Source organism: Halohasta litorea (genome assembly GCF_024494645.1).
In the GTDB taxonomy this organism is placed as follows: Archaea; Halobacteriota; Halobacteria; order Halobacteriales; family Haloferacaceae; genus Halohasta; species Halohasta litorea.
Genome location: NZ_JANHDJ010000004.1, coordinates 282,448 through 303,771, shown reverse-complemented (window position 1 = coordinate 303,771; position 21,324 = coordinate 282,448). Strand labels below are relative to the sequence as shown.

Genomic DNA, 21,324 nt, shown 5'->3' with positions numbered 1-21,324 from the left:
CAGATACAAAACCTATCGGATCGGTCAGACGACCGTCTGACAGTTGTAGTCCACTAAAAAAAACAGCCTGTAGCCCGCTTACCGGTCGGTCATCAGGTACCGCAGGATGTCACCGTAGGCCGGACGGGTGATCAACACCCCGACGAGCACGCCGAGGATGGTGAAGATAGCGAACCCACGGAGGTTGCCCAGCGGCAGCGCCGCCAGCGGTGACATGGCGAGGATCGTCGTCGCGGCGGCGACCCCGATCACCCAGAAGGCACGTCTGAACCGCGAGTCGAAGACGCGTTGGCTGTTGACCTCGCCCTCGGACATCACCTCGTCGGCGATGATGATCAGGTCGTCGACGCCGGTTCCGATCACCGCGATGAAGCCAGCGATCACAGCCAGATCCAGCGGATAGCCGAGATAGGCCGCGAACCCGAGCAAGATTACCACCTCGGAGAAGGCGGTGAGGATCATCGGCAGGGCGACCTTCGGCTCGCGGTAGCGGGCGAAGACGACGCCAGCGACCGACAGCACCGAAAGGACCCCGATGATCAGCGAGTAGGTTCTGAAGTTGTCACCCTGTGTCGGCGAGATGTAGGAGGTCGTCCCGCCCAGTACGTCGAGTTGGGCTGGGAGCGCACCGGCGCGCAGGTTGATCGCCACGCGCTGGGCCTCCTCGAAGTCGGTCGTCGTCAGGATGAAGCTCGAATCCCGCACCCAGTCGCCGCTCTCGATGCTTTCACCGAGATCGGGGTTCATCCCGAAGGCGTTGACGACCTCGCCATCGACGACCAAGAGCAAACACGGCTGGGTGTTCTCGCGGTCCTGATCGTAGGTACACGTCGAGCCGCCCGGCGCGAGGCCGGTCTCGACGGCGACCTCACGGAACTCCTCGGCGGAGTCCGGACGGATCGTCACGGGAACGTTCGGTCCCGGCCCGTTTTCGCCCTGGCTGGCCGTACTGATACTCTGGAAGTCATCCTGAGTGAGTACGGCCCGTTCGGTCGTGTACTCGCCGCTGTCGTTCTGGTAGTAGATGTCGACCCGGACGTTCCCGCGGTCCTCGATCAGCTCGATGACGTCTTGGCGGTCCTGTCCGGGCACCTCGATGAGAATGTCACCGCTGCTTTGGAACTCCTGGACGGTCCCACCCGAGAGTCCGGCCTGATTGATCTTCCCTTCGAGGACGTTGATCGCTTCCTGTCGCGTTGCGTCCGTGACGCCCGAGGAGATCTCGTCGTACTCGTAGCCAGCATCGTCCATCGCGGTCGCGAACTCGGTTTCGGTGACGTTCGGATTGACGACCTCGACGGTGTTGGCCTCGCCCTGCTCGGTTGCCTGTCGGGCGATGACATCGGTTGTATCGGTGTTCGGGAGTTGGCCCGCTACATCGGTTTCGACCTCTTGGGGGGTCCCACCGGCGAACTCGACGTTGTCGGCGGTCAGTCCGATGAGCGGTGCCCGAATTCGGGTCCCACCGGCCAGATCGAGGCCGAACCGGAGATTGGTGAGCGTCGAGGCCTCTTCGGACTCGTTGCCGAGAGTTTCCTCGCCGGAGTCGAGCGCTGGCGAAAACAGCGCGAGGCCAGCCAGCAGGATGAAGACCGCCAGCAGCGCGACCCGCCAGTTGGATTTGAGCCAGCCGATCATCGTTTGACCCCCTCGTAGACGTACCAGCGAAGCAGACTCACGTTCACCAGATAGGTGTTCATCAGGTCGGCCAGCAGGCCGACCACGAGAATGAAGCCGATCGCTTGCATGATCTGGATGCCGAACAGCGACGCCAGGATCGTCATCACTGCCATCGCGGCGATCGAGGTGATCGTCATCGTCACACCGGTCCGCATCGCCCGCCGCGTCGACTCGTAGAAATCACCCGACTGACGGAGGACGCTGTTGTTCAACAGGATATCGGAGTCGACACTGTAACCAATCAGCATCAGCAGTGCCGCCACCGTCCCGAGTGTGAGATCGATCCCGAAGAGGTTCATCATCGCCAGCGGGATCATCACGTCCGAGAATGCCGAGATGACGATCGCGATCGACGGCACGAACGACCGGAAGATCACGAAGATAAGAACGCTCATCCCGGCGAACGCCGCGACGACGCCGCCGAGGGCGAGCTGGCCCTGTTCAGGGCCGAAGCTCCCGTCGACCGAGTCGACAGTCAGCACATCGAACCCCGCCGCATTTGCCTCCTCCTCGATCTGTGAGGAGCCGAGTGCGCCCTCCTGGAACGTCACGACGAACGAGCCGTCAACGTCGACCTCCTGGACCGACTCCGGGGCGACGCTGAAGGCTTCGTCGATCTGCTGGCGAGGGTTCTCGCCGTCGACATCGATTCGCAGCTCAGTACCACCCGTAAACTCCAGGCCCAGATTCGCCGGGGCACCCGTCACCACGTACCAGCCGACGATCACCAGCAGCGCCACCGCCAGCAACGCCAGCGGCACCGCCACCAGTTGGCGGTTCGAGTACTGGGTGTAGTCGACCTCCGGTACCGCGATTGCAACCATACGGCTTCGTCTAACTCAGCCTCGAATAAGCCTTCTTGTTGATGGATATCTTTGAATACTTATGTGTCTGATTCGTGAGGAACTGGTCGGCGAGTCGCTACGATGATCTAACTGTATTCTGGAGCGAACTGCCCCGACAGCGGACTTAAAAGGGATTTGAGCCCGGACAGTAAGCCGAGCAGGCGACCTGTCCCAAAAGTGGCCGGTGAATAGCTTTACTGCTTGCGGCCGACTAGTTCCGTTATGTACCGCGTTCTCCTGCCGATCGACACACACGACTCACGAGCGCGAGCGCAGGTCGAGGCCGTCCTGGAGCCCCCTCTCGCCACGGGCGACCTCGCGGTCGATGTCCTCCATGTCCACGAGGGCGACTCGACGACCGACCCCCAGTGGGCCGCCGGTGAGGGGTTCGCCGAGCGCTTCGACGAGGCGATGGCAGAGACGGTTCGCAGCAGTGATCGACTTCCCACGTCGGTCGCAACCGCCGTCGATCTCCTGGAGGCAAGCGGCCACACGTTCACTGTTCACGAGCGGGGTGGCGAGCCAGCGGTGGAAATCCTCGATTTCGCCGCCGAACAGGACAGCGACACGATCGTCCTCGGGGTCACCGGCCGGTCGCCGGTCGGCAAGGTGCTGTTCGGCAGCGTCGCCCAAGCAGTGATCCTCGATAGTGATCGACCGGTGACGGTCGTGCCAGCGCCCACCGCGGAGTCGTAGGTGGGGTCGCGCCGACTCGGAGGCGGCCAATTTCTCGGTATCGAAACGTATCTGTCGTCTATATATGTATAACTGACACTGAAATAGTACTTAGGGCCAGCAGTTTGATCTCTAGGCTATGGGAAACCGCTCGCGTCGACACCAGGTGTGGGAGTACTGTTGGGAACTCGACCGGCGTACTCGGAACGCCCTCCGGATGCGACCGACGGCGCTCCTGGACTATTCGAAACTCACGCCGGAGGAGCGGGAACTGGCCGAGCGACTGGCAACCGATGGCGGCCGCAATGAACGGGAGCAGCCAGTCGGTGCTGGCGGGAGCGGCGGTGGGGGAGATGGCGGGAGCGGCGGTGGAGGAGGAGATGGCAGCGGTGGCGGTGACGCCAGCGGCGGCAATGGAAACGGCGACAACGGCGACGACGGGTCGGCGTTCGACGTTGGCGGCCAGTACGGCCGTCGGCAGAAGATCGGCCTCGTACTGGGACCGGTGCTGTTCGCGGCGATCATGCTCATTCCCACTCCTGAAGGGTTGTCCCCAGGTGGGCAAGCCGTCGGCGCGACCACGGCCTGGGTGGCAGCCTGGTGGATCGGCGAGGCGATACCGATCCCGGCGACGTCGCTGTTGCCGATCGTCCTCTTTCCGCTTACCGGGGCGCTCGATGTGGATGCAACGACCGCGCCGTACGCCAACGACCTGATTTTCCTCTTTATGGGCGGCTTCTTTATTGCGATGGCAATGCAGCGGTGGGAGCTCCACCGACGGATCGCCCTGCGGACGATCCGCGTGGTGGGTGCCGGACCGAAACGCATCATTCTCGGCTTCATGATCGCGACGGCGTTCCTCTCGATGTGGGTCTCGAACACCGCGACCGCGATGATGATGACCCCGATCGGCCTCGCGGTTATTCTCCAGACGAGCGACATCGTCGACCGCACCGGCACGGACATCCCCACCGAACAGGGCCAGTTCAATTTCGGGACGGCGTTGATGCTCTGTATCGGCTATTCGGCCTCGGTCGGCGGCGTCGGCACGATCATCGGGACGCCACCGAACCTCGTGTTGGTCGGTGCGATCAACGAGACGTTCGACCAGACGATCTCCTTCGCCCAGTGGATGCTATACGGCGTGCCGATCGCCGCCCTCGGCGTCCTCATCATCTGGGTGTACGTCACCAGAGTCGTCATCCCGCCGAACATGGACACGCTGCCCGGCGGCATGGAGATTATCAACGAGGAAATCGATGCGCTCGGAACAATGAGCCGCGAGGAGAAGCTCGTCCTCATCGTCTTCACCGCAACTGCGATCGCGTGGATCTCCCGATCGTTCGTTCTTCAGCCGATTATTCCAGGCATCGCCGACAGCGTGATTGCGATTGCCGGGGCGCTGGCGCTGTTTTTGATCCCTGCTCGCGAGGAAGACGGCTCCTTTACGTTCCTGCTCGATTGGGAGACCGCCGTCAACATTCCCTGGGGAATCATCTTGCTTTTCGGTGGCGGGCTCTCTATCGCTGCCGGGTTCGAGGAAACCGGCCTCGCCGAGTGGATCGGCGGTCTACTCGGCGGATTGCAGGGTGTCTCGATCGTGCTCGTCATGACTGTCGTGGTCCTGCTGACGATCTTCATGACCGAAGTCACCTCGAACACGGCGACCACCGCAATGTTGATGCCGATCATGGCCTCCCTCGCGGTCGGCCTGGCAGTTCATCCGTACGGAATCATGATCGGTGCGGCGACCGCCGCGTCGTTCGCCTTTATGTTACCCGTCGCAACGCCCCCGAACGCCGTCGTCTTCGGGACGGGCTACATCACGATGCCACAGATGGCCAAAACCGGCTTCGGGCTCAACATCATCGGCATCGTGTTGGTGATCGCACTCGCGTTGACGTGGCTCCCGCTGGTTTGGGGCATCGATCTCACGCAGCTCCCGACATGGGCGGGCTGATCGGTTGAGGGTGACTGCCCGGTTTTCGGTCGGTCACTCGCCGTTCCACTCGCCGCCGACGCGGTCGACGCCCATCATTGCGTCTCCTGGATGCTCGGTAAACACGACTTTCATGTTCTCGTCGGGCACGTCGTGTGTGGTTCCAGCGTGTTCCATCACCGCGAGGGCGAACGCGCGCTTGCGCTCGACGGACCGTCCGCGCCTGATCTCGGCGTCCAAAAACAGCAGTGGCCCCTCGACGGCACGGCCGAGGTGGAGGTCGGCCGACTCGCGGGCGCGGATCGTCACCGCGACATGGCCTGCGGTCGTGTCCATCTCGGTCGTATACAACTCCGTGACCGTCTCCGCGAACGCTGTTTTTTCGGCAGCCGACAGCGAGAGCGTCGTATCGAACTGGAGTAGCGGCATGGGATGAGTCACGTCGTCTCCGTCTTGTCTCTTCTGGGGCCCCTGAGCAATTAGTCAGGGTGGTTCTGTGTGAGGTGTTTGTCCCGCTCGGCGTCGGTCTCGAAGGTCTCGCCGCAGACTGGGCAGTCGAACCCGTCGTTGGCTTCGTCGTCGGGCGGCATAGTCGAACACACGTCTCCTGGAAACATAATGTGTGACCCCACGATGCCGTCCCATCCACCGCGACTGCATGAAGCGATCGGCTGCCAGCGACTCCTACGGCAGATATCGAATGCTCACCACGCCGGGCTCGGAGCGAACCTCGACTCGGTTGACGCCAAGGCGTGCGGCCCGCGAGAGCGTCCCCTCGCGGTCGTCGATGACGTCCGCAACCGCCTCCCCGGTCCCGTCTTCGGGGACGGTCAGGACGTGAATTTCGCCGATCCCGGCCCGCGGCTCCCGCGTCAGTTCGCCGACCGGCTGGTCGGCTGCCAGCTGTCGTTCCTGCTGGGTCGGCGGCTCCTCGCTTTCCTCGATCGAAAGGGACCGCCGCTCCTCGATCTCGGTGAGCTGCCACGACACCTCCATCGGGGGATCGGGCGAGACTTCGCCTTCGATGGCGTCGTCGACCTCCACACCAGGGTTCGAGGCCAGCGTGTGGACCTGTCCGTCGTGAACGTCTTTTAATACGGCCGAATCGCCGTCGGCGTGGGTGACGAGAAACGTGCTCTCTTTCGTGTCGTCGTCAGTCATGGGTGGATAGTCGAGACGCGGGGGTTTCGGCGTTTCGTCATCGCTGCCCACCGGGAGGCTCGACTCGCGCTCGATTGTAGTCTCCGAAACACCTACGCGTGAGCCCTCGGAGGCGAATCATATGACACGTCCGTTTTCCAGCCGTCTGGTTGGGGTGGCGATCGTTGGAGCGGTTCTCTCGCTGTCTCGACTCTGGGTTCCTGGACTGTTCGGGCTCCTCGGTGATGTCCGCTGGGGCGGCGGATTCCTCATCATCGCAAGCATCGAGATCGCTGCCGATCTCGCAGCCGTCCTCGCCGCGGTCGGTGTCGGTGCCCACGTCATCACCCAGTCGGATGGATTCCGCTCGACGGGGATACTAGTCCAGCTAGCGTTGATCAGTGCATGTGGAGTTATCGTCTCAGTCGGCCTCTTGCGGATCGCTCCCTACCGCCTACTCGCGCCGGTGTACCCGGTGCTGTATTTCGTACGGACCGGCGGGCTCGTGGTGCTTCTGGGGGCCATTATTTGCAATCGATACCAGCACCGGGATGCCACCGACGGCAACCCGCGTGCGGTAAACGAGTGACGTGTAGACTGCCTGCTCACCGCGACAGCAGGTAGTGGCCCGCGGCCATCGCGGCCATCATGATCACTGGCGGACTGATGGCGGCGATCTGCGGCAGGGCGTAGAGAACGCCCACCACGGGACCGAAGGGGCCGCTCGGCGGATCACGGCACACTGTCGACCCGTCGAGTTCGAAACACTCCGGCATCGAGATGATGGCGGCGACGTAGATCGATACCAGAAATCCGACGCCGAGCAGCGCCATGATCGTATCGTAACGGGGGTGATACGAGAAGCCGCGCCGGTGTTTCCGGGCGACCAAGAGGATCGGCGCGAGCAGCGGTCCGGCGGCGAACAGCCCCATGACCGCGATGAACGTCCGCGAAAGCGTCAGCGAGCCGCCCGGCGCTCCGGATGTCTCGCCGATCCAGACCACCAGGCTCAGGAGGAACAACCCCCCTATAAAAACGGTCCCGAGCGTGCCGACGAGGACGTACAGTTTAAAAACTCGTGAGTCACCGTGTCGTAGGGCATACGGGAACGCGCCGAACAGCCCGCGGTAGCCGTCTGCCATTGCCAGCGATAGGTGGTCACCGGAATTAAACGTCGTGGATCGGGTCGTACAGACCGACAGTCGGCTATCCCGACAGACGACAACGATTTTACCGTAGCCGGACGCGCAGGTACGTATGTATCTGGATATTGGAAACGTGTTGGATACCTCTCCCGGCATCACCGAACAAACTCTCGACCGACTCGATGAGCGCGTAGCAATCGCCCACGAGCGGATCGCCGAGGGTATGGCGGCCGAGGAACACGGCTACGCCGCGCTCAACCTCCCCGAGACGGTCGACACCGACGAGATCCGTGCGGCGGTCGAGCCCTTCGGAACCCCCGAGGCCGTCCTGACGGTTGGCATCGGCGGCAGCGCTCTCGGCGCGGCAACCATTTCGGCCGCGCTGGCCGACCAGACCGACGTTGAGGCGCACTTCCTGGACAACGTCGATCCCGAAGACACTGCGGAACTCCTGGAGTCCCTCCCACTCGACGAAACCGTGGTCAACGTCGTCTCCCGCTCGGGGACGACCGCCGAAACCCTCGCTAACTTCCTTGTTGTCCGCGAGGCGATGGCCGACGCGGGCGTCGACTGGACCGACCAAACCTTTGTCACAACTGGCGACGAGGGCAACCTCCGGAACCTCGCCGACAAACACGACCTGCCCTCGCTGAAGGTCCCCGACGGCGTGCCGGGTCGGTTCTCGGCGCTCTCGACGGTCGGCCTCGCGTGTGCGGCCCTACAGGGACTCAATATTGAGGGTGTCATCGAGGGGGCCCGCAGCGAGATGGACAAGCTCTCGGGGTCCCTCGAAGCGTCGCCGGGCTACGCCTACGGCGCGGTTGCCTACGCACTCGCCGAGCGCGGCGCGCTCACCAACGCGATGATGCCCTACGCGGAGTCGCTGGAATACTTCGCCGAGTGGTTCGCCCAACTGTGGGCCGAGAGCTTAGGCAAGGAGGGGCTCGGCCAGACGCCCGCCCGCGCACTCGGCGCGACCGACCAACACTCCCAGCTCCAGCTCTACCGGGCTGGCCCACGGGACAAACTCGTCACGCTCGTGCGTCCCCGCCAGCGCGAGGATATCGACATCCCCGAGACGGATCTGGAAGGCCTCTCGTATCTCGGCGGCGCGGGACTCGGCGACCTGCTTGATGCCGAGTTCGAGGCCACCGAGGCCAGTCTCGCCGCGGAGGACCGACCCAACGTTCGGATCGAGATCGATCGCGTCGACGCCCACGGGGTCGGCGAACTCCTGTATGCGATGGAGGCCGCCACCGTGATGTACGGCGAACTCGCAGGCGTCTCGACGTTTACCCAGCCCGCAGTCGAGTGGGGCAAGAAGGCCGCCCGCGGCCTGCTCGGCGGCGGCGAGTTCCAGGAGGCCGAGGCGGTCGCCGACAAACGCGAGTTCACTATCGAGTAGGCCGATCCGCCCGACACTATTGACTATTTATAAATAGGAACTTACTTGTTCCGTTCGTTATGATCTAGTCGGAACCCGTTCGTTCGGGACCATATATGAAACGGACTGGTGGGGTGATTCGAGACGGGCGGTCGGCCGCGCCGGTGCAGACGACGCTTCTGATCGCGGTCTCGGTCATCGTTATCGTCGTCGTCAGTGCGGTAGCGCTCGGCTACGTCGATCTGGTCGGTCAGCCGACGACCGTTCCCGCAGGCAGCGGCGAGTGTACCTACGCCCTGGATTTCGATCCGCGAGACGTGGCCGGATTCGCCGAGGACAGAGCCGAGAACGCGCGGTATTCGGATGGCTCGTTCCCCTGTGTGCTCTGGCTCGATGCCACAGCGAATCGGGGCGTGTCGCCCGGCGATCCCGTCACCGAGTGGCGGGACAGAAGCAGCAACGAGTTCGACGCACGGCCGACCGGCGAGGCTCCCGAGTGGGCGGTCATCGACGGAATCGACGCGATCCGGTTCGACGGCACCGCCAACAGCTCCCTCCGGGTCGATGCTACGCCCGACGCCATGTCTGTCCGGAACGATTCGGGGCTGACCGTGACGATGCTGGTGTACGTGATCGACAAGGAGTACCGAAACGGCGGGCTGTATGCGATCGATGCGGCCGATGACGGTGACCCAGCCATTGAACTCCGCCAGTCCGACGCGCCGATCGAGAGCGGTCGGGCCGACGAGTGGTGGGCGACTCCAGGACCGACTCCGGAGATCACCACCGACGGCGAGTGGGCAATCATCACCCATACGACCGACGGCGAGCAGGGGACCCTCTTTGTGAACGGCGAGAATCTTGGCACTGACCGCGATGGGATCGCCGAACTCGGCAGCGAGGTTCGGATCGGCGCGGCCGGATCGAGCCGGGGGTTCAACGGCTACGTCGCCGAGCTCTTCGTCAGCAACGAGCGACTCTCGGCGGGCAACCGGAACGTCGTCCAGTGTGCGATGGACGCCAAACACGACGACGTGGTCGATCTCAATGTCTGCTGATTATTGTGAGATACCATACCGTGGATGGCTCGGATCGATCATATACTGCCGCTCCCGTCGGTCAATCGCCTCGATCCGGTCCATATCGGCCTCATCCAACTCCCAGTCGGTGACCGCTAGATTCGACCGGATGTGATCGGGTGTGGTCGACCGGGGAATCGTCACGATCCCGTTTTGGACCTGCCACCGAATCACGATCTGGGCCGGGGTTTTGTCGTACTGTTCGGCCAGCTCCAGGATCACCGGCTCGTCGAACACTGCCGTCCGGGCCAGGGGTGCGGCCGCCGCCAGCGGCACGTCGTGGTCGGTTGCGTACGCCCGCAGTTCCGCCTGTTTGAACCACGGGTGGAGTTCGACCTGGTTCATTGCGATTGGAACGTCCGAAATTCGCCGCGCAAACATCAACTGGTAGGCCGTGAAATTGCTCACGCCGATGTTGCGGACCAGTCCTTCCTCGACGAGCCGTGCCATCGCCGACAGCGTCTCACGCAGCGAGACCGCCGGATTGGGCCAGTGGATCTGGTATAGGTCGAGGTAGTCAGTGCCTAACCGGTCGAGCGAGTCACGACACGCCGAAAGAAGGGATTCGTAGTGGAGGTGTTTCGGCACGACTTTCGAGGTGACAAACAGCTCCTCGCGGTCGTACGCTGCCAGTGCCTCGCCGACCTCGCGTTCGTTGCCGTACCCCTCCGCACAGTCGATGTGTCGATACCCCGCCTCAAGGGCAGTTCGAACCGCCTCGGTGGTGTTCTCCGGATCGATGTCGTAGGTGCCGAAGCCAACGAGTGGGATCTCATCGCCGCTCGGAAGCGTTCGTGTCGGAACGGACGTCATACCGGCCAGTCGACCGGCTCCTACTTCAACTGGTGGTGTGTGATCGCCTCGGATCCCGAACCCTCGGTGTCGAGCGTGGCGACGTGAAAGGCATCGTCGGAGCCGGGGATCGGCAGCCCGCCCGGATTGACGCGCACGGTGCCATCGCGGGCTTCGAGGGCGCGTTCGTGGGTGTGGCCATGAATCACGTAGTCGTACTCGCCGGAGTCGACCAGCGCCTCCCGGAGCAGTTTGTTGGTGCCGTGGTAGACCGCGATGGAGACGCCGTCGACCGTGAGCCGCCCACACTCGCCGAGATAGGTGCCGAACTCTTCGACCGTGTTGGCGAGGGCCCACTCGCCGTCGTTGTTGCCGCGGACGGCGTAGAACTCGAAGGTGTCGCTGTCGAAGGGGGTCGCCGAAAACGGGGCGACGATGTCGCCGCAGTGGATGACGCGCTCTACGCCTTCGGATTCGAACAGCCAGACGGCTTGGTCGACGTAGTCGAGGTTGTCGTGGGTATCGGAGACGATGCCGAGTTTCATACTGGGTGGTCGTGGGCAAGGCCTAAGAAATTGATCCGTTCGCGGGCGGCTCACTCGTCCGGCGTCACCCTCCAGCCCGAAACCGTCCGCTCTTTGGCGAGGAAGGCGGTGAAATACAGGAGCGTCGCCAGCAGACCGCCAGTGCTGGCATCAATGAGAATCGGAGTCAACTGCGGAGCCAGTTCCGCGATCAGTTGGACCCCAATGAAGACGCCCAAGACGAGCAACCCACGGCCGCTCATCCCAATACGGTGAAAGCAGTCCTCGACAACTTCGAACGGGAGCGCGAGCAGAAATAGAATGAATCCGGCGGCAGCGATCATGAACGAGTCGACCTCGGCGACCAAATTCGGGAGCAGGAGCCCCGTAGTCGCAACGCTGCCGATCACCTCGACCCACGTCGGCGGGCGGTTCGGAAAGTACGGCTCGAAGTCACGGGGAGCCATACGCAACCAGTCATTCTACTGAACAAAAAACTGTGTCATCTATAGTCGGCGCCCAACGTCGTCGAGCCGACTACTCGGCGGCCTCGATCAGCAGTTCGACGCCCGGCAGATCGTCGCCGGTCAGCGCGCGGATGTACGCGCCGCCAGCGATCGAGACGTGGTCGAAGTCGTCTTCGTCCATCCCGTACATCTCGATCGATCGGGAGGTGTCGCCGCCGCCGACCACCGAGAAGCAGTCGGTCTCGGCGATCGCTTTCACTGCGCCGACCGTCCCCGCCGAGAACTTCTCGTCCTCGAAGACGCCGAGGGCTCCCTTCAGGAAGACGGCATCCGAATCCCGAATGATCGGGTCGTATTTGTCGACCGTCTCCTCGGAGATGTCCATGTAATCGTAGTTCGCGGCGTCGAGTTCCTCGTTGTCGTGCTCGGCGCGCTCGCCGTCGTCATCCTCGTAGGCCAATCCCTCGGGAAGTTTGATCTGGTCGCGGCGCTCCTCGTAGAGCTCGCGGATAATCTCCTCGTTGTTCTCCCACTGGGTGTCGTACAGGTCGAGGTTCTCGTGGCGGTCGTAGCCGACATCGTAGCCCGCCGCCCGGAGGAACAGGTGGCTGGCGATCCCGCCCATACAGAAGGTGTCGATCTTGTCGCCCAGCGTGTTCATCACGCCGATCACGTCGGTGGCTTTGGTGCCGCCGACGACCATCGTGACCTGCCCGTCGAACTCGCGGTTGGCGATGGCGGTGTTGGCCTCGTACTCGGTTTCCATCACCCGACCCGCGAAGGCAGGCAGGACGAGCGGGAACCCCACGAGGGAGGCGTGTTTCCGGTGGGCCGCCGAGTAGGCGTCGTTGATGTAGGCGTCGAAGTGCGGCGCGAGCGTCCGGACGAACTCGGTTTCGGCCTTGACTTCCGGGTCTTCCTCGGGAAGTTCGTCGTCGCTCATCCGGGTGTTTTCGAGCAGGAGCACGTCGCCAGCCTCCAGGGATTCGATGGCCGCGATGGCGTCATCGCCATAGATGTCGTCGACGAACTGCACGTCACGACCGATGTGGTCGGCCATGATCTCGGCGTGTTGGTCAAGCGAGACGAAGGTGTCGTTGCCGGGTCGGCCCTGGTGAGCCATCAGCACGACGCGGTGGCCCGCCTCGGCGAGTTCTTTGACTGTCTCGGCGTGGCGGCTGAAGCGGCGGTTGTCCTGGACCTCGCCGTCGTCGACCGGGGAGTTGAGGTCGAGGCGGACGAGGACGCGCTGTTCGGCATCGAGGTCGTCGATCGTGTTGAAAGATGTCATGAGTTTGTAGACGGCTGTTGCGGGGTTTAAAAGACGCTGCACCGACTGCGGGGACCGACTGGCGAGTTAGGCTTCGTTGGTGATGTACTCGGCGACGTCGAGCATCCGGTTCGAGAAGCCGTACTCGTTGTCGTACCACGTCAGGATCTTCACGAGGCCGCCCTCGCCGCCGATGACGTTCGTGGAGCTGAGGTCGGCGTACGACGAGAACGGCAGGCCGACGATGTCCGAGGAGACGATCTCGTCGTCGGTGTAGCCCAGCACGCCTGCGAGTGGGCCGCTGTCGGCGGCATCACGGAAGGCGTCGTTGACGTCCTCTTCGGTGACGTCGGCTTCGAGGTCGACGACCAGCTCGGTGATCGAGCCGTTCGGGATCGGGACGCGGACTGCCATCCCGTCCATCTTGCCTTTGAGCTGTGGCAGGATCTCGGTGGTGGCCTGTGCGGCACCCGTCGAGGTCGGGACGATGTTCTCGGCGGCTGCGCGGCCACGACGGGTCTTACCCTTCGGGGCGTCGATCAGCGTCTGGCTGCCCGTGTAGGCGTGGATCGTCGTCAGCGTCGCCGTGTTGATGCCGAACTCCTCGTCGAGCACGTGGGCGACCGGCGTGACGCTGTTGGTCGTACAGGAAGCGTTCGAGACGACGTCCTCGCCGTCGTACTCGTCTTCGTTGACGCCGTAGACCAGCGTTTTGACCGGCTTGTCGCCTTTCGGCGGCGCGGAGATGACGACCTTGTCCGCACCGGCGTCGAGGTGCTGACTGGCGTCGTCTTTCGTCCGGAAAATGCCGGTACACTCGAAGGCGACGTCTACGTCGAGGTCGCCCCACGGCAGCTCGCTGGGGCTCTGAATGTTGTAGAGCGAGACCGAAGTACCGCCGATCGAAAGCTCGTCGTCTTCGAGTTCGAGGCCGTCGAGTCGGCCCATGATGGTGTCGTACTTGCCGAGGTACTCCATGTCCTCGAAGTCCATCACGTCGTTGATGCCTGCGAGTTCGAGCCGCGGGTTCTCCATGACCGCGCGGAACACGCTGCGACCGATTCGGCCGAATCCGTTGAGTCCGATACGAACTACGTCCGCTTCGTCGACCTCCTCGCCAGCATCCAGATAGGATTTACTCATGACTGAATGAGTGTACTACAACTACTTAAAATAGGCCGAAACGAATCGAGGATAAACACCACATACAGAAGGTTAGACCGGACTGTAACTGTGATCGCGCTCGCCGTAGCTCGACCCCCTGGACAGAAACCTTTTGAGCGATCCACACATACGCCGGGGTATGAGACGAGACGACCGCGAGGACCCATTCGGCGATATCTTCGACGAGATCGAACGCATGATGCAGGGGATGACTGGCGGGATGGACGATGCGGGCTTCGGCAGCGAGACTCATATCGACGTCTACGAGGAAGACGACATCGTCCGGCTCGTCGCGGACCTTCCAGGAATCAACAAGGACGAACTCAGCCTCCAGTGTGATGGCAAGACGCTCACCATCAGCGCCGCCAGCGACCGACGTGAATATGACGAGCGCGTGCGCCTGCCTGTCGGTGTCGACGAACATTCCGCCGAAGCGACGTTCAACAACGGGGTCCTGAACGTCACCTTCGATCGGGCCGACGACACCGCCGCCATCGACGTCGAATAACTCGAAGACGGGCAGGTCGACTCTATTCGTTTCCGGACTGTTTTCGTCGCCACATCGTTCGACACAGCCACGCTGACGGACACTCCACAGTAATTATACCTAATTAAATTTAATTAAACTGAGGTATCTACTCTCCGTGAGTGTATTCGGCAACTACCGTAGGGCAAATTCGCCAGTGACTGTTTGCTGCCAGCCAGCCGACACGGAACCGATGGTTGCATCAACAACCCGGAGTCGACTCGCGCTCGTCGGAGGTGGCGTCCTCGGCATTGGTTTGTCCGCCGTTCTCGACGTGATCGTCTTTCACCAGATCCTCCAGACACACCATCTACTCTCGAACATCTACGATCCGGGGACGCTCGATGGCCTCCAGCGGAACGTCTACTACGACGGGCTGTTTTCGCTGGCGATGCTCGGGGTAATGGGTCTCGGAGCCAGCGTCATCTGGTGGGCCACGAACCACAGCAGTTACCGGTTGTCGACGGCTGCAGTCGTCGGCTCGGTACTGATCGGGATGGGCGTGTTCAATACCTACGACGGAATCGTCGACCACTACGTCCTCGGGATCCACGACGCCGTCCACGGGACGACGATCTGGAACCCACCGTGGGTTCTGGTCAGTCTCGTCTTGCTCGTCGCTGGAGGAGTACTGCTTCAGCGTGGACGCTGAACCGTCTTCAGACACAGCAGCGACCGGCCCGTCGAGAAGGCGTCGACTACCTGCCAGTAGCCAGCGGCTACTACTCGTTCGGCCCGTCGCCGACCGCGCTTTCGCCGACCGCAGCGTGACCTTCGATCAGTTCCTGTCCACCCATGTAGGGACGGAGCGCCTCGGGCACCGTCACGGTGCCGTCGTCGTTCTGGTAGTATTCGAGAATGGCGACCATCACCCGCGGGACGGCGACGCCCGAGCCGTTGAGCGTGTGGACGTACTCGGCGGATTCGTGCTGTTCGGGCCGGTACTGAATGCCCGCACGCCGGGCCTGGAAGTCCCGGAAGTTCGAGACCGACGAGACCTCCAGCCAGCGGCCGCCCTCCTCTGGGCCGTCGTCCATATCGTCGCCGGGTGCCCAGACCTCGATGTCGTACTTTTTGGCCTGCGTGAAGCCGAGATCGCCGGTACACATCTCCAGGATACGATACGGAAGCCCCAGCCGGTCGAGCACCGATTCGGCCTCGCCCACGAGTCCTTCGAAACGGTTGTCGCTTGCCTCGGGCCGGACGAAGTTGACCAACTCGACTTTGTTGAACTGGTGGACCCGGACGATCCCCCGCGTCTCGGTGCCGTGTTCGCCCGCCTCCTGGCGGAAGTTCGGCGAGTAGGCCTGATACTTCAAGGGGAGATCGTCGTCGAGTAGAATTTCGTCGCGGTGGAGGTTGGTGACGGGAACCTCGGCGGTCGGCAGCAGCCACAGGTCGTCGTCCGCGTACGGTTCCTCGTTGTCGCCTTCGAGCCGGTAGGCGTCCTCGGTGAACTTGGGGAACTGGCCGGTACCGCGCATCGAGGCGCTGTTGACCGGGATCGGCGGGAAGACGTCGACGTACTCCTGCTCGCGGTGGACATCCAGCATGAACTGAATCAGGGCGTGTTCGAGTCGCGCGCCGTCGCCCTTGGCGAAGTAGAAGCCGCCGCCGGAGACTTTCGCGCCGCGGTCGAAATCCAGGATTTCGAGCTTCTCGCCCAGATCGTAGTGTGGCGTCACCTCGTCGGGCAGCTCACGGCGGTCGTCGAACCCCTCGCGTCGGCGCTCGACGTTCTCGGATTCGTCCGCGCCGACCGGCACCGAGTCGTCGGGCAGCTGTGGCAGCGTCAGCAGGGCGGCTTCGAGTTCGGCCTCCAGCTCGTCGGCTCGGGATTCGATCTCCTGGAGTTCCGTTTTGAGTTCGCTCGATCGCTCGATGGCCTCTTGGGCGGCTTCCTCGTCGCCCTCCTGTTTGAGCTGGCCAATCGTGCTCGATACCTCGTTGCGCTCGTGGCGGAGGTCGTCGCCCTCGCTTTTGAGCGCACGCCACTCCTCGTCGATCTCCAGGATCCGGTCGAGATCCACGTCGACGCCCTTCGTCTCCAGGGCGGCACGGACGGCGTCGGGGTTCTCGCGGACGAACTGTCTACTCAGCATTGGAAGGGGGTTCCCCGGGCTGTCAGAAAACCGTGTCGGGTCTGCGTCGGCGGCGCGGCCTCAGCACCGGACGTTCTGCCCGTCGACATCACCGAACCCCTCGCTGTCGTCGCTTCGGCCGTCGCTACTGCCCGGCGTTCGGTCGTAGACGACCTCGCCGCGAACCATTGTGAGTTCGGGGAAGACGCCGAGCCGACCCTCGAAGGGTGTCCAGTCACACTTCGTGTGGGTGTCCTCGCCGCGGATCTCGCGGGGGTCTTCCGGGTCGACGAGCGTGAGGTCGGCGTCGTATCCCGATTCGATCCGACCCTTCGAGTCGAGGTCGAAGACCTCGGCGGGGTTCCGCGAGACGAGATCACGAACCCGCTCGTAGCCTAGCTCGCCCTGTCGGGCCGATTCGAGCAACAGCGGCAGCATCGTCTCGACGCCCGGTACGCCGCTCGGGGCCTCCCAGAGCCCCGCCTCCTTCTCCTCGCGGGTATGGGGCGCGTGGTCGGTGGCGACGATGTCGACCGTCCCGTCGGCGACACGCTCGAAGACCTTCCTGCGGCGCTCTTCGCTCCGCAATGGTGGATTCATCCGGCCGTATGTTCCGAGTTCGTCGAGGTCATCAGTCGAGAGATACAGATGGTGGGGACAGACCTCGCAGGTCGCCCCGCCCGCAACGGCGGCGTCGATTCCTTCGGGCGTGGAGGTGTGGGCAATGTGGATCGCCGCGCCGGTCTCCCGTCCGACTTCGGTGGCCTGTTCGATCATCGCCGATTCGGCGTCGGCGCTGCGGTAGGCGCTCCATAACTCGGCGTTGGCCTCCCGACCCACCCCACCGGCGTCGGCCTCGCGGGTCGACTCGTCGAACAGCGTTTCGTCTTCGGCGTGGACCGTTACCGTCACATCGTTGTCGGCAGCCCGGCCGACCGCATCGTGAAACAGATCCAGCGCGACCCCCATATCGCCGGTCGAATCCGCCAGAAAGACCTCACCGAGCGCACAGAGCGGCTGGTCGAAAAGGGAGTCGGGGTCCCAGTCGCCGGTGACGCCGCCGTTGATCCCGTAGTTGACGCGTGCGGCCTCGGCGTAGTCGGCTTTGGCGTCGAAGTTCGCCCCACTGGTCGTCGGCGGATCGGTGTTCGGCATATCGACGACGGTCGTTACCCCACCCGCGGCGGCGCTCTTGGTTGCGGTGTCCCACGTCTCCTTGTGCGAGTACCCTGGCTCCCGGAAATGAACATGGGCGTCGATCGCTCCCGGCAACAGGAGTTTGTCGGTGGCGTCGATCACCGTCTCATCGGGGTCGGGGTCGAGGCCGTCGTCGACCGTCTCGATCCGCTCGCCCGAGATCCGGACATCGACGGTCCGGCCATCAGCGAGGTCGGCGTTAGTGATCAGCATAGCCTGCCATGGGCAGGGCAGGCTCCTAAGTCTCGTGGATTAGTCATCGCCGACTGTACGGATGGTCCGTTCGCGGCCGTCGACCAGTGTGTCTTCGACTGCCTGTCGGACGACCGCCGGATCGTCCGGTCCACCGGCGGTCGCCACGCTGCCGACGGTCGCCGGATCGAACGGGACGTCGAGGGCACGGTAGACGGGGTCTAATACCGACTGGAGAGCCGCAACGTCGGCTTCTGCGACGGTGAGACACGCTGCGACCAGCGCCGCCCCCGACTGGACGCGCTGGGCGACGCCTGCGAGTTTCCCGCTCGACTCGCCCCCGTCGACGCCACTTATTGAGTGGCTTCCTGGACAGTAGGCGTCCTCCGGCTCGCCCCGCGTCACGTCGGCTCCGAGCTCCGAGAGCACGCCGACGAGCAGCCTGCTGGCCTCGCCGTACCGGTCACACATCCCGCGTCGGATGTCGTCGATCGGAACCGTGTGGGCGATCGCCAGCGTCCGGCCGGTGTAGGCGACCGCACGGCCGCCGACACGCCGCTCGCGGGGGTGGTAGCCGCGCTTCTCGGCGGCTGTTCTGGCAGCCTCGTACCCCGCGGCGTGGCTGTCGCGCCGCCCGAAGGCGACCTGGCGGTGTGGTTGCCAGACCCGGACCCCGGGTATCCCCGTTTCGGCGGTCCGGTCGAGCAACGCCGCAGTTGCCGCCCGATCGGCTGCCGGATCGTCGGCCCGTCCGCGATACACGCACACCATACAGACGGCTGGCTCCAGGAGGGCTAAGCGGTTGCGCTCCCTGGATGCTACTGTCGCCCCCAGTCCAGCCGACGTTTAAGACCGCGGGCCTCTCTGCTTCCGGTATGGACCCACGCGTACACGAACACGCCGAGATCCTCGTCGACTGGAGTGCCCGTGTTGCTGCTGGCGATACCGTCGTCCTCAGCGTCGCCGAAGGAGCCCACGACCTCGCGGTGGCGGTCGCCGAAGCCCTCGGCGAGCGCGGCGCGAACCTCGTGGCGACCTACGATTCCGATGAACTCACCCGAGCCTACCTCCGCGGCCACGACAGCGAGTTCGACGCCGACCCGGCCCACGAACTGGCGCTCGTCGAGAACGCTGATGTCTATCTCCGACTCGGCGGCGGTCGCAACACGACCGCGACCGCCGACGTGCCCAGCGAGACCCGGCAGGCCTACCGGCGTGCCCGCACCGGAATCCGTGAGGCCCGGATGGACACCGACTGGGTCTCGACGGTCCACCCGACCCGATCGCTGGCCCAACAGGCCGGGATGGCCTACGAGCAGTATCAGGACTTTGTCTACGATGCCATCCTGCGGGACTGGGAGTCGCTGGCCGCCGAGATGGCCCAGCTAAAAACGATTCTCGACGAGGGCAGCGAGGTTCACATTGAAAAGGCCGAGACGGATCTCTGGCTCTCGATCGACGGTCGAACCGCGGTCAACAGTGCGGCGTCGGTCGACTACGACTCCCACAACCTCCCCTCTGGCGAGGTGTTTACCGCCCCTGCTGATGCGGAGGGAACGGTCGTCTTCGACGTGCCAATGACGGTCGACGCGACCCGGCTCCAGGATGTCCGACTGACCTTCGAGGACGGCGAAGTCGTCGACTACGCGGCCGCACAGGGCGAGAGCGTTTTAAAAGAGATCATCGAAACCGACGCGGGAGCCAGACGGCTCGGCGAACTCGGGATCGGGATGAACCGCGGTATCGACCGCGTGACTGACAACATCCTGTTCGACGAGAAGATGGGCGAGACGGTCCACCTCGCGGTCGGCAGAGCCTACGACGCCTGTTTGCCTGAGGGTGAGACCGGCAATCAGTCGGCGGTCCACACCGACCTGATCACCGATATGAGCACCGAATCAACGCTGTCGGTCGACGGCGAAGTGATCCAGCGCGATGGGAGTTTCAAATGGGAAGACAGCTTCGGGGGGATATAAATAATATATAAATAGTAGTGGGCTACCGACCGCGTAATCAGTTGCTTACCGCTCGTCGACCGGGACGAAGTCGGCGTCTTTCGGGCCGGTGTACTGGGCTCGTGGTCGGATCAGGCGGTTGTCCTCCCACTGTTCGAGAACGTGGGCAATCCAGCCGCCGACACGGGAGACCGCGAAGATCGGGGTGAAGAGATCGATCGGGATGCCCATCTGGTAGTAGGTCGTCGCCGAGTAGAAGTCGACGTTCGGTGCGAGGCCCTTCTCCTCGGCGATATACTCCTCGATAGCGACCGACATCTCGTACCATTTGGTGTCGCCCGCGGCCTCGCCGAGGGCTTCGCTTTTCTCGCCGAGAATCTTCGCCCGCGGGTCCTTGACGTTGTAGACACGATGACCGAACCCGGCGACGCGCTCGCCACGGTCGAGGGCGTCGACGACCCAGTCGACGGGCTCCTTGCCGGAGTCATCGATCTCCTGGAGCATCTTCATCACGTTGGCGTTCGCGCCGCCGTGGAGGCTCCCGGAGAGCGTGCCGATCGCCGAGGTGACCGCGCTGTGGAGATCCGCGAGCGTCGAGGCGGTGACCATCGCCGAGAACGTCGAGGCGTTGAGCCCGTGGTCGGCGTGCAACACCAGCGCCATATCAAACGTTTCGGCGAGCACGTCATCGGGTGCCTCGCCGTTGAGCATATACAGGAAGTTCGCGGCGTGGCCGAGATCCTCGCGTGGGGCGACCGGCTCGTTGCCGTTCCGCAGCCGGTTGAACGCCGCCAGCGCGGTCGGCATTTTGGCGGTGATGCGTCGGGCCTTGCGGTCGTTGGCTGCGGCATCCGAGACATCCGCGTCGGCATCGGGGTCGTAGGCCGCCAGCGCGGAGGTGATCGTCCGGATGGCGGCCATCGGCTCCTCGTCGGCGTCGGCGAGGTTGCGAATGATCTCTACGACGCCGTCGCTGAGCTCGCGGGCGGCGGCCATTTCCTCGCTAAAGGCCGACAACTGCTCGCTGTCGGGGAGTTCGCCGTGCCAGAGCAGATACAGCGTCTCCTCGTAGCTGGCCTGGCGGGCGAGCTCCTCGATGGCGTAGCCGCGGTAGATCAGTCGTCCAGCGTCGCCGTCGATATAACTCAGGCCGGACTCGGTGACCACCACACCCTCAAGCCCACGCTTCAGCTCAGTAGACATACCTCGACATTTCTGTTTGCCTCAAAAAAGCGTTATCGTTTAGGAAGCTACGGGTACGTTTCAACA

At 63.5% G+C, this 21,324-nt stretch carries 22 protein-coding genes; 8 read left to right on the top strand and 14 right to left on the bottom strand.

Features of this window, described 5'->3' with window-relative positions:
• Positions 1 to 78 precede the first annotated feature (78 nt).
• Together NO877_RS11885 and secF are read right to left on the bottom strand one after the other, a co-directional pair.
• On the bottom strand, positions 79 to 1,638 hold the full coding sequence (locus NO877_RS11885) for a preprotein translocase subunit SecD (RefSeq protein WP_303646951.1): 1,560 nt from the start codon (positions 1,636 to 1,638) through the stop codon (positions 79 to 81).
• Entirely contained in the window at positions 1,635 to 2,504 is an 870-nt protein-coding gene (gene secF, locus NO877_RS11880; RefSeq protein WP_256396558.1) for a protein translocase subunit SecF, read from the bottom strand. Before secF ends, NO877_RS11885 begins: the two co-directional genes overlap by 4 nt.
• A 243-nt stretch (positions 2,505 to 2,747) precedes the next feature.
• Here secF and NO877_RS11875 point away from each other — a divergent pair, with 243 nt between their 5' ends.
• Together NO877_RS11875 and NO877_RS11870 are read left to right on the top strand one after the other, a co-directional pair.
• On the top strand, positions 2,748 to 3,221 hold the full coding sequence (locus NO877_RS11875) for a universal stress protein (protein ID WP_256396557.1): 474 nt from the start codon (positions 2,748 to 2,750) through the stop codon (positions 3,219 to 3,221).
• A 118-nt stretch (positions 3,222 to 3,339) separates the two neighbouring features.
• Positions 3,340 to 5,160 carry an SLC13 family permease gene (locus NO877_RS11870; protein ID WP_256396556.1) on the top strand — a complete coding sequence of 607 codons (1,821 nt, stop codon included), beginning with the start codon at positions 3,340 to 3,342 and terminating at the stop codon, positions 5,158 to 5,160.
• Between the two features lie 33 nt (positions 5,161 to 5,193).
• Here NO877_RS11870 and NO877_RS11865 read toward each other — a convergent pair whose 3' ends face one another.
• On the bottom strand, positions 5,194 to 5,568 hold the full coding sequence (locus NO877_RS11865) for a 4-oxalocrotonate tautomerase family protein (RefSeq protein WP_256396555.1): 375 nt from the start codon (positions 5,566 to 5,568) through the stop codon (positions 5,194 to 5,196).
• A 255-nt stretch (positions 5,569 to 5,823) separates the two neighbouring features.
• A complete protein-coding gene (locus tag NO877_RS11860; RefSeq protein WP_256396554.1) occupies positions 5,824 to 6,300 on the bottom strand; it encodes a DUF5812 family protein in 477 nt (158 codons plus the stop codon).
• A gap of 121 nt (positions 6,301 to 6,421) precedes the next feature.
• On the opposite strand from NO877_RS11860, the gene NO877_RS11855 reads away from it, so the two are divergent.
• Positions 6,422 to 6,868, top strand: a complete 447-nt coding sequence (locus NO877_RS11855; protein WP_256396553.1) for a hypothetical protein — start codon at positions 6,422 to 6,424, stop codon at positions 6,866 to 6,868.
• A gap of 16 nt (positions 6,869 to 6,884) precedes the next feature.
• Here the strand turns inward: NO877_RS11855 and NO877_RS11850 are convergent, their stop codons facing one another.
• Positions 6,885 to 7,421, bottom strand: coding sequence for a DUF8056 family protein (locus NO877_RS11850; protein ID WP_256396552.1), 537 nt, complete (start codon positions 7,419 to 7,421; stop codon positions 6,885 to 6,887).
• Between the two features lie 115 nt (positions 7,422 to 7,536).
• Here NO877_RS11850 and NO877_RS11845 point away from each other — a divergent pair, with 115 nt between their 5' ends.
• Positions 7,537 to 8,829 carry a glucose-6-phosphate isomerase gene (locus NO877_RS11845; protein WP_256396551.1) on the top strand — a complete coding sequence of 431 codons (1,293 nt, stop codon included), beginning with the start codon at positions 7,537 to 7,539 and terminating at the stop codon, positions 8,827 to 8,829.
• A gap of 95 nt (positions 8,830 to 8,924) precedes the next feature.
• Positions 8,925 to 9,866 (top strand): LamG domain-containing protein, encoded by a 942-nt coding sequence (locus tag NO877_RS11840; protein ID WP_256396550.1) that lies wholly within the window; start codon positions 8,925 to 8,927, stop codon positions 9,864 to 9,866.
• Here the strand turns inward: NO877_RS11840 and NO877_RS11835 are convergent, their stop codons facing one another.
• The 5 genes from NO877_RS11835 to gap all read right to left on the bottom strand — a co-directional run bounded on the left by NO877_RS11835 (position 9,867) and on the right by gap (position 14,083).
• The gene (locus NO877_RS11835) at positions 9,867 to 10,700 is read right to left on the bottom strand and encodes an aldo/keto reductase (RefSeq protein ID WP_256396549.1); all 834 of its coding nucleotides are present in this window, start codon (positions 10,698 to 10,700) and stop codon (positions 9,867 to 9,869) included. It lies immediately after the preceding gene.
• Between the two features lie 20 nt (positions 10,701 to 10,720).
• Entirely contained in the window at positions 10,721 to 11,224 is a 504-nt protein-coding gene (locus tag NO877_RS11830; protein ID WP_256396548.1) for a metallophosphoesterase, read from the bottom strand.
• A 50-nt stretch (positions 11,225 to 11,274) separates the two neighbouring features.
• Complete coding sequence (locus NO877_RS11825; RefSeq protein ID WP_256396547.1) at positions 11,275 to 11,670, bottom strand: hypothetical protein; 396 nt, start codon at positions 11,668 to 11,670, stop codon at positions 11,275 to 11,277.
• 70 nt (positions 11,671 to 11,740) lie between these two features.
• Positions 11,741 to 12,961, bottom strand: coding sequence for a phosphoglycerate kinase (locus NO877_RS11820; RefSeq protein WP_256396546.1), 1,221 nt, complete (start codon positions 12,959 to 12,961; stop codon positions 11,741 to 11,743).
• 66 nt (positions 12,962 to 13,027) lie between these two features.
• Entirely contained in the window at positions 13,028 to 14,083 is a 1,056-nt protein-coding gene (gap, locus tag NO877_RS11815; RefSeq protein WP_256396545.1) for a type I glyceraldehyde-3-phosphate dehydrogenase, read from the bottom strand.
• 160 nt (positions 14,084 to 14,243) lie between these two features.
• On the opposite strand from gap, the gene NO877_RS11810 reads away from it, so the two are divergent.
• Together NO877_RS11810 and NO877_RS11805 are read left to right on the top strand one after the other, a co-directional pair.
• On the top strand, positions 14,244 to 14,612 hold the full coding sequence (locus NO877_RS11810; RefSeq protein WP_256396544.1) for an Hsp20/alpha crystallin family protein: 369 nt from the start codon (positions 14,244 to 14,246) through the stop codon (positions 14,610 to 14,612).
• Positions 14,613 to 14,823: 211 nt separating this feature from the next.
• Positions 14,824 to 15,282: a DUF2243 domain-containing protein gene (locus NO877_RS11805; protein ID WP_256396543.1), complete on the top strand. Its 459-nt coding sequence runs from the start codon at positions 14,824 to 14,826 to the stop codon at positions 15,280 to 15,282.
• A 70-nt stretch (positions 15,283 to 15,352) separates the two neighbouring features.
• Here NO877_RS11805 and serS read toward each other — a convergent pair whose 3' ends face one another.
• From serS to NO877_RS11790, 3 genes are read right to left on the bottom strand one after another with little or no spacing between them, the layout of a single operon-like run.
• Positions 15,353 to 16,732 (bottom strand): serine--tRNA ligase, encoded by a 1,380-nt coding sequence (serS, locus tag NO877_RS11800; RefSeq protein WP_256396542.1) that lies wholly within the window; start codon positions 16,730 to 16,732, stop codon positions 15,353 to 15,355.
• 60 nt (positions 16,733 to 16,792) lie between these two features.
• Entirely contained in the window at positions 16,793 to 18,121 is a 1,329-nt protein-coding gene (locus tag NO877_RS11795; RefSeq protein WP_256396541.1) for a dihydroorotase, read from the bottom strand.
• A 39-nt stretch (positions 18,122 to 18,160) separates the two neighbouring features.
• Entirely contained in the window at positions 18,161 to 18,871 is a 711-nt protein-coding gene (locus NO877_RS11790; protein ID WP_256396540.1) for a lipoyl protein ligase domain-containing protein, read from the bottom strand.
• A 104-nt stretch (positions 18,872 to 18,975) separates the two neighbouring features.
• Here NO877_RS11790 and NO877_RS11785 point away from each other — a divergent pair, with 104 nt between their 5' ends.
• Positions 18,976 to 20,076, top strand: a complete 1,101-nt coding sequence (locus NO877_RS11785; RefSeq protein ID WP_256396539.1) for an aminopeptidase — start codon at positions 18,976 to 18,978, stop codon at positions 20,074 to 20,076.
• Positions 20,077 to 20,121: 45 nt separating this feature from the next.
• On the opposite strand, the gene citZ is transcribed toward NO877_RS11785, so the two are convergent.
• A complete protein-coding gene (gene citZ / locus NO877_RS11780; RefSeq protein WP_256396538.1) occupies positions 20,122 to 21,258 on the bottom strand; it encodes a citrate synthase in 1,137 nt (378 codons plus the stop codon).
• Positions 21,259 to 21,324: the final 66 nt, after the last annotated feature.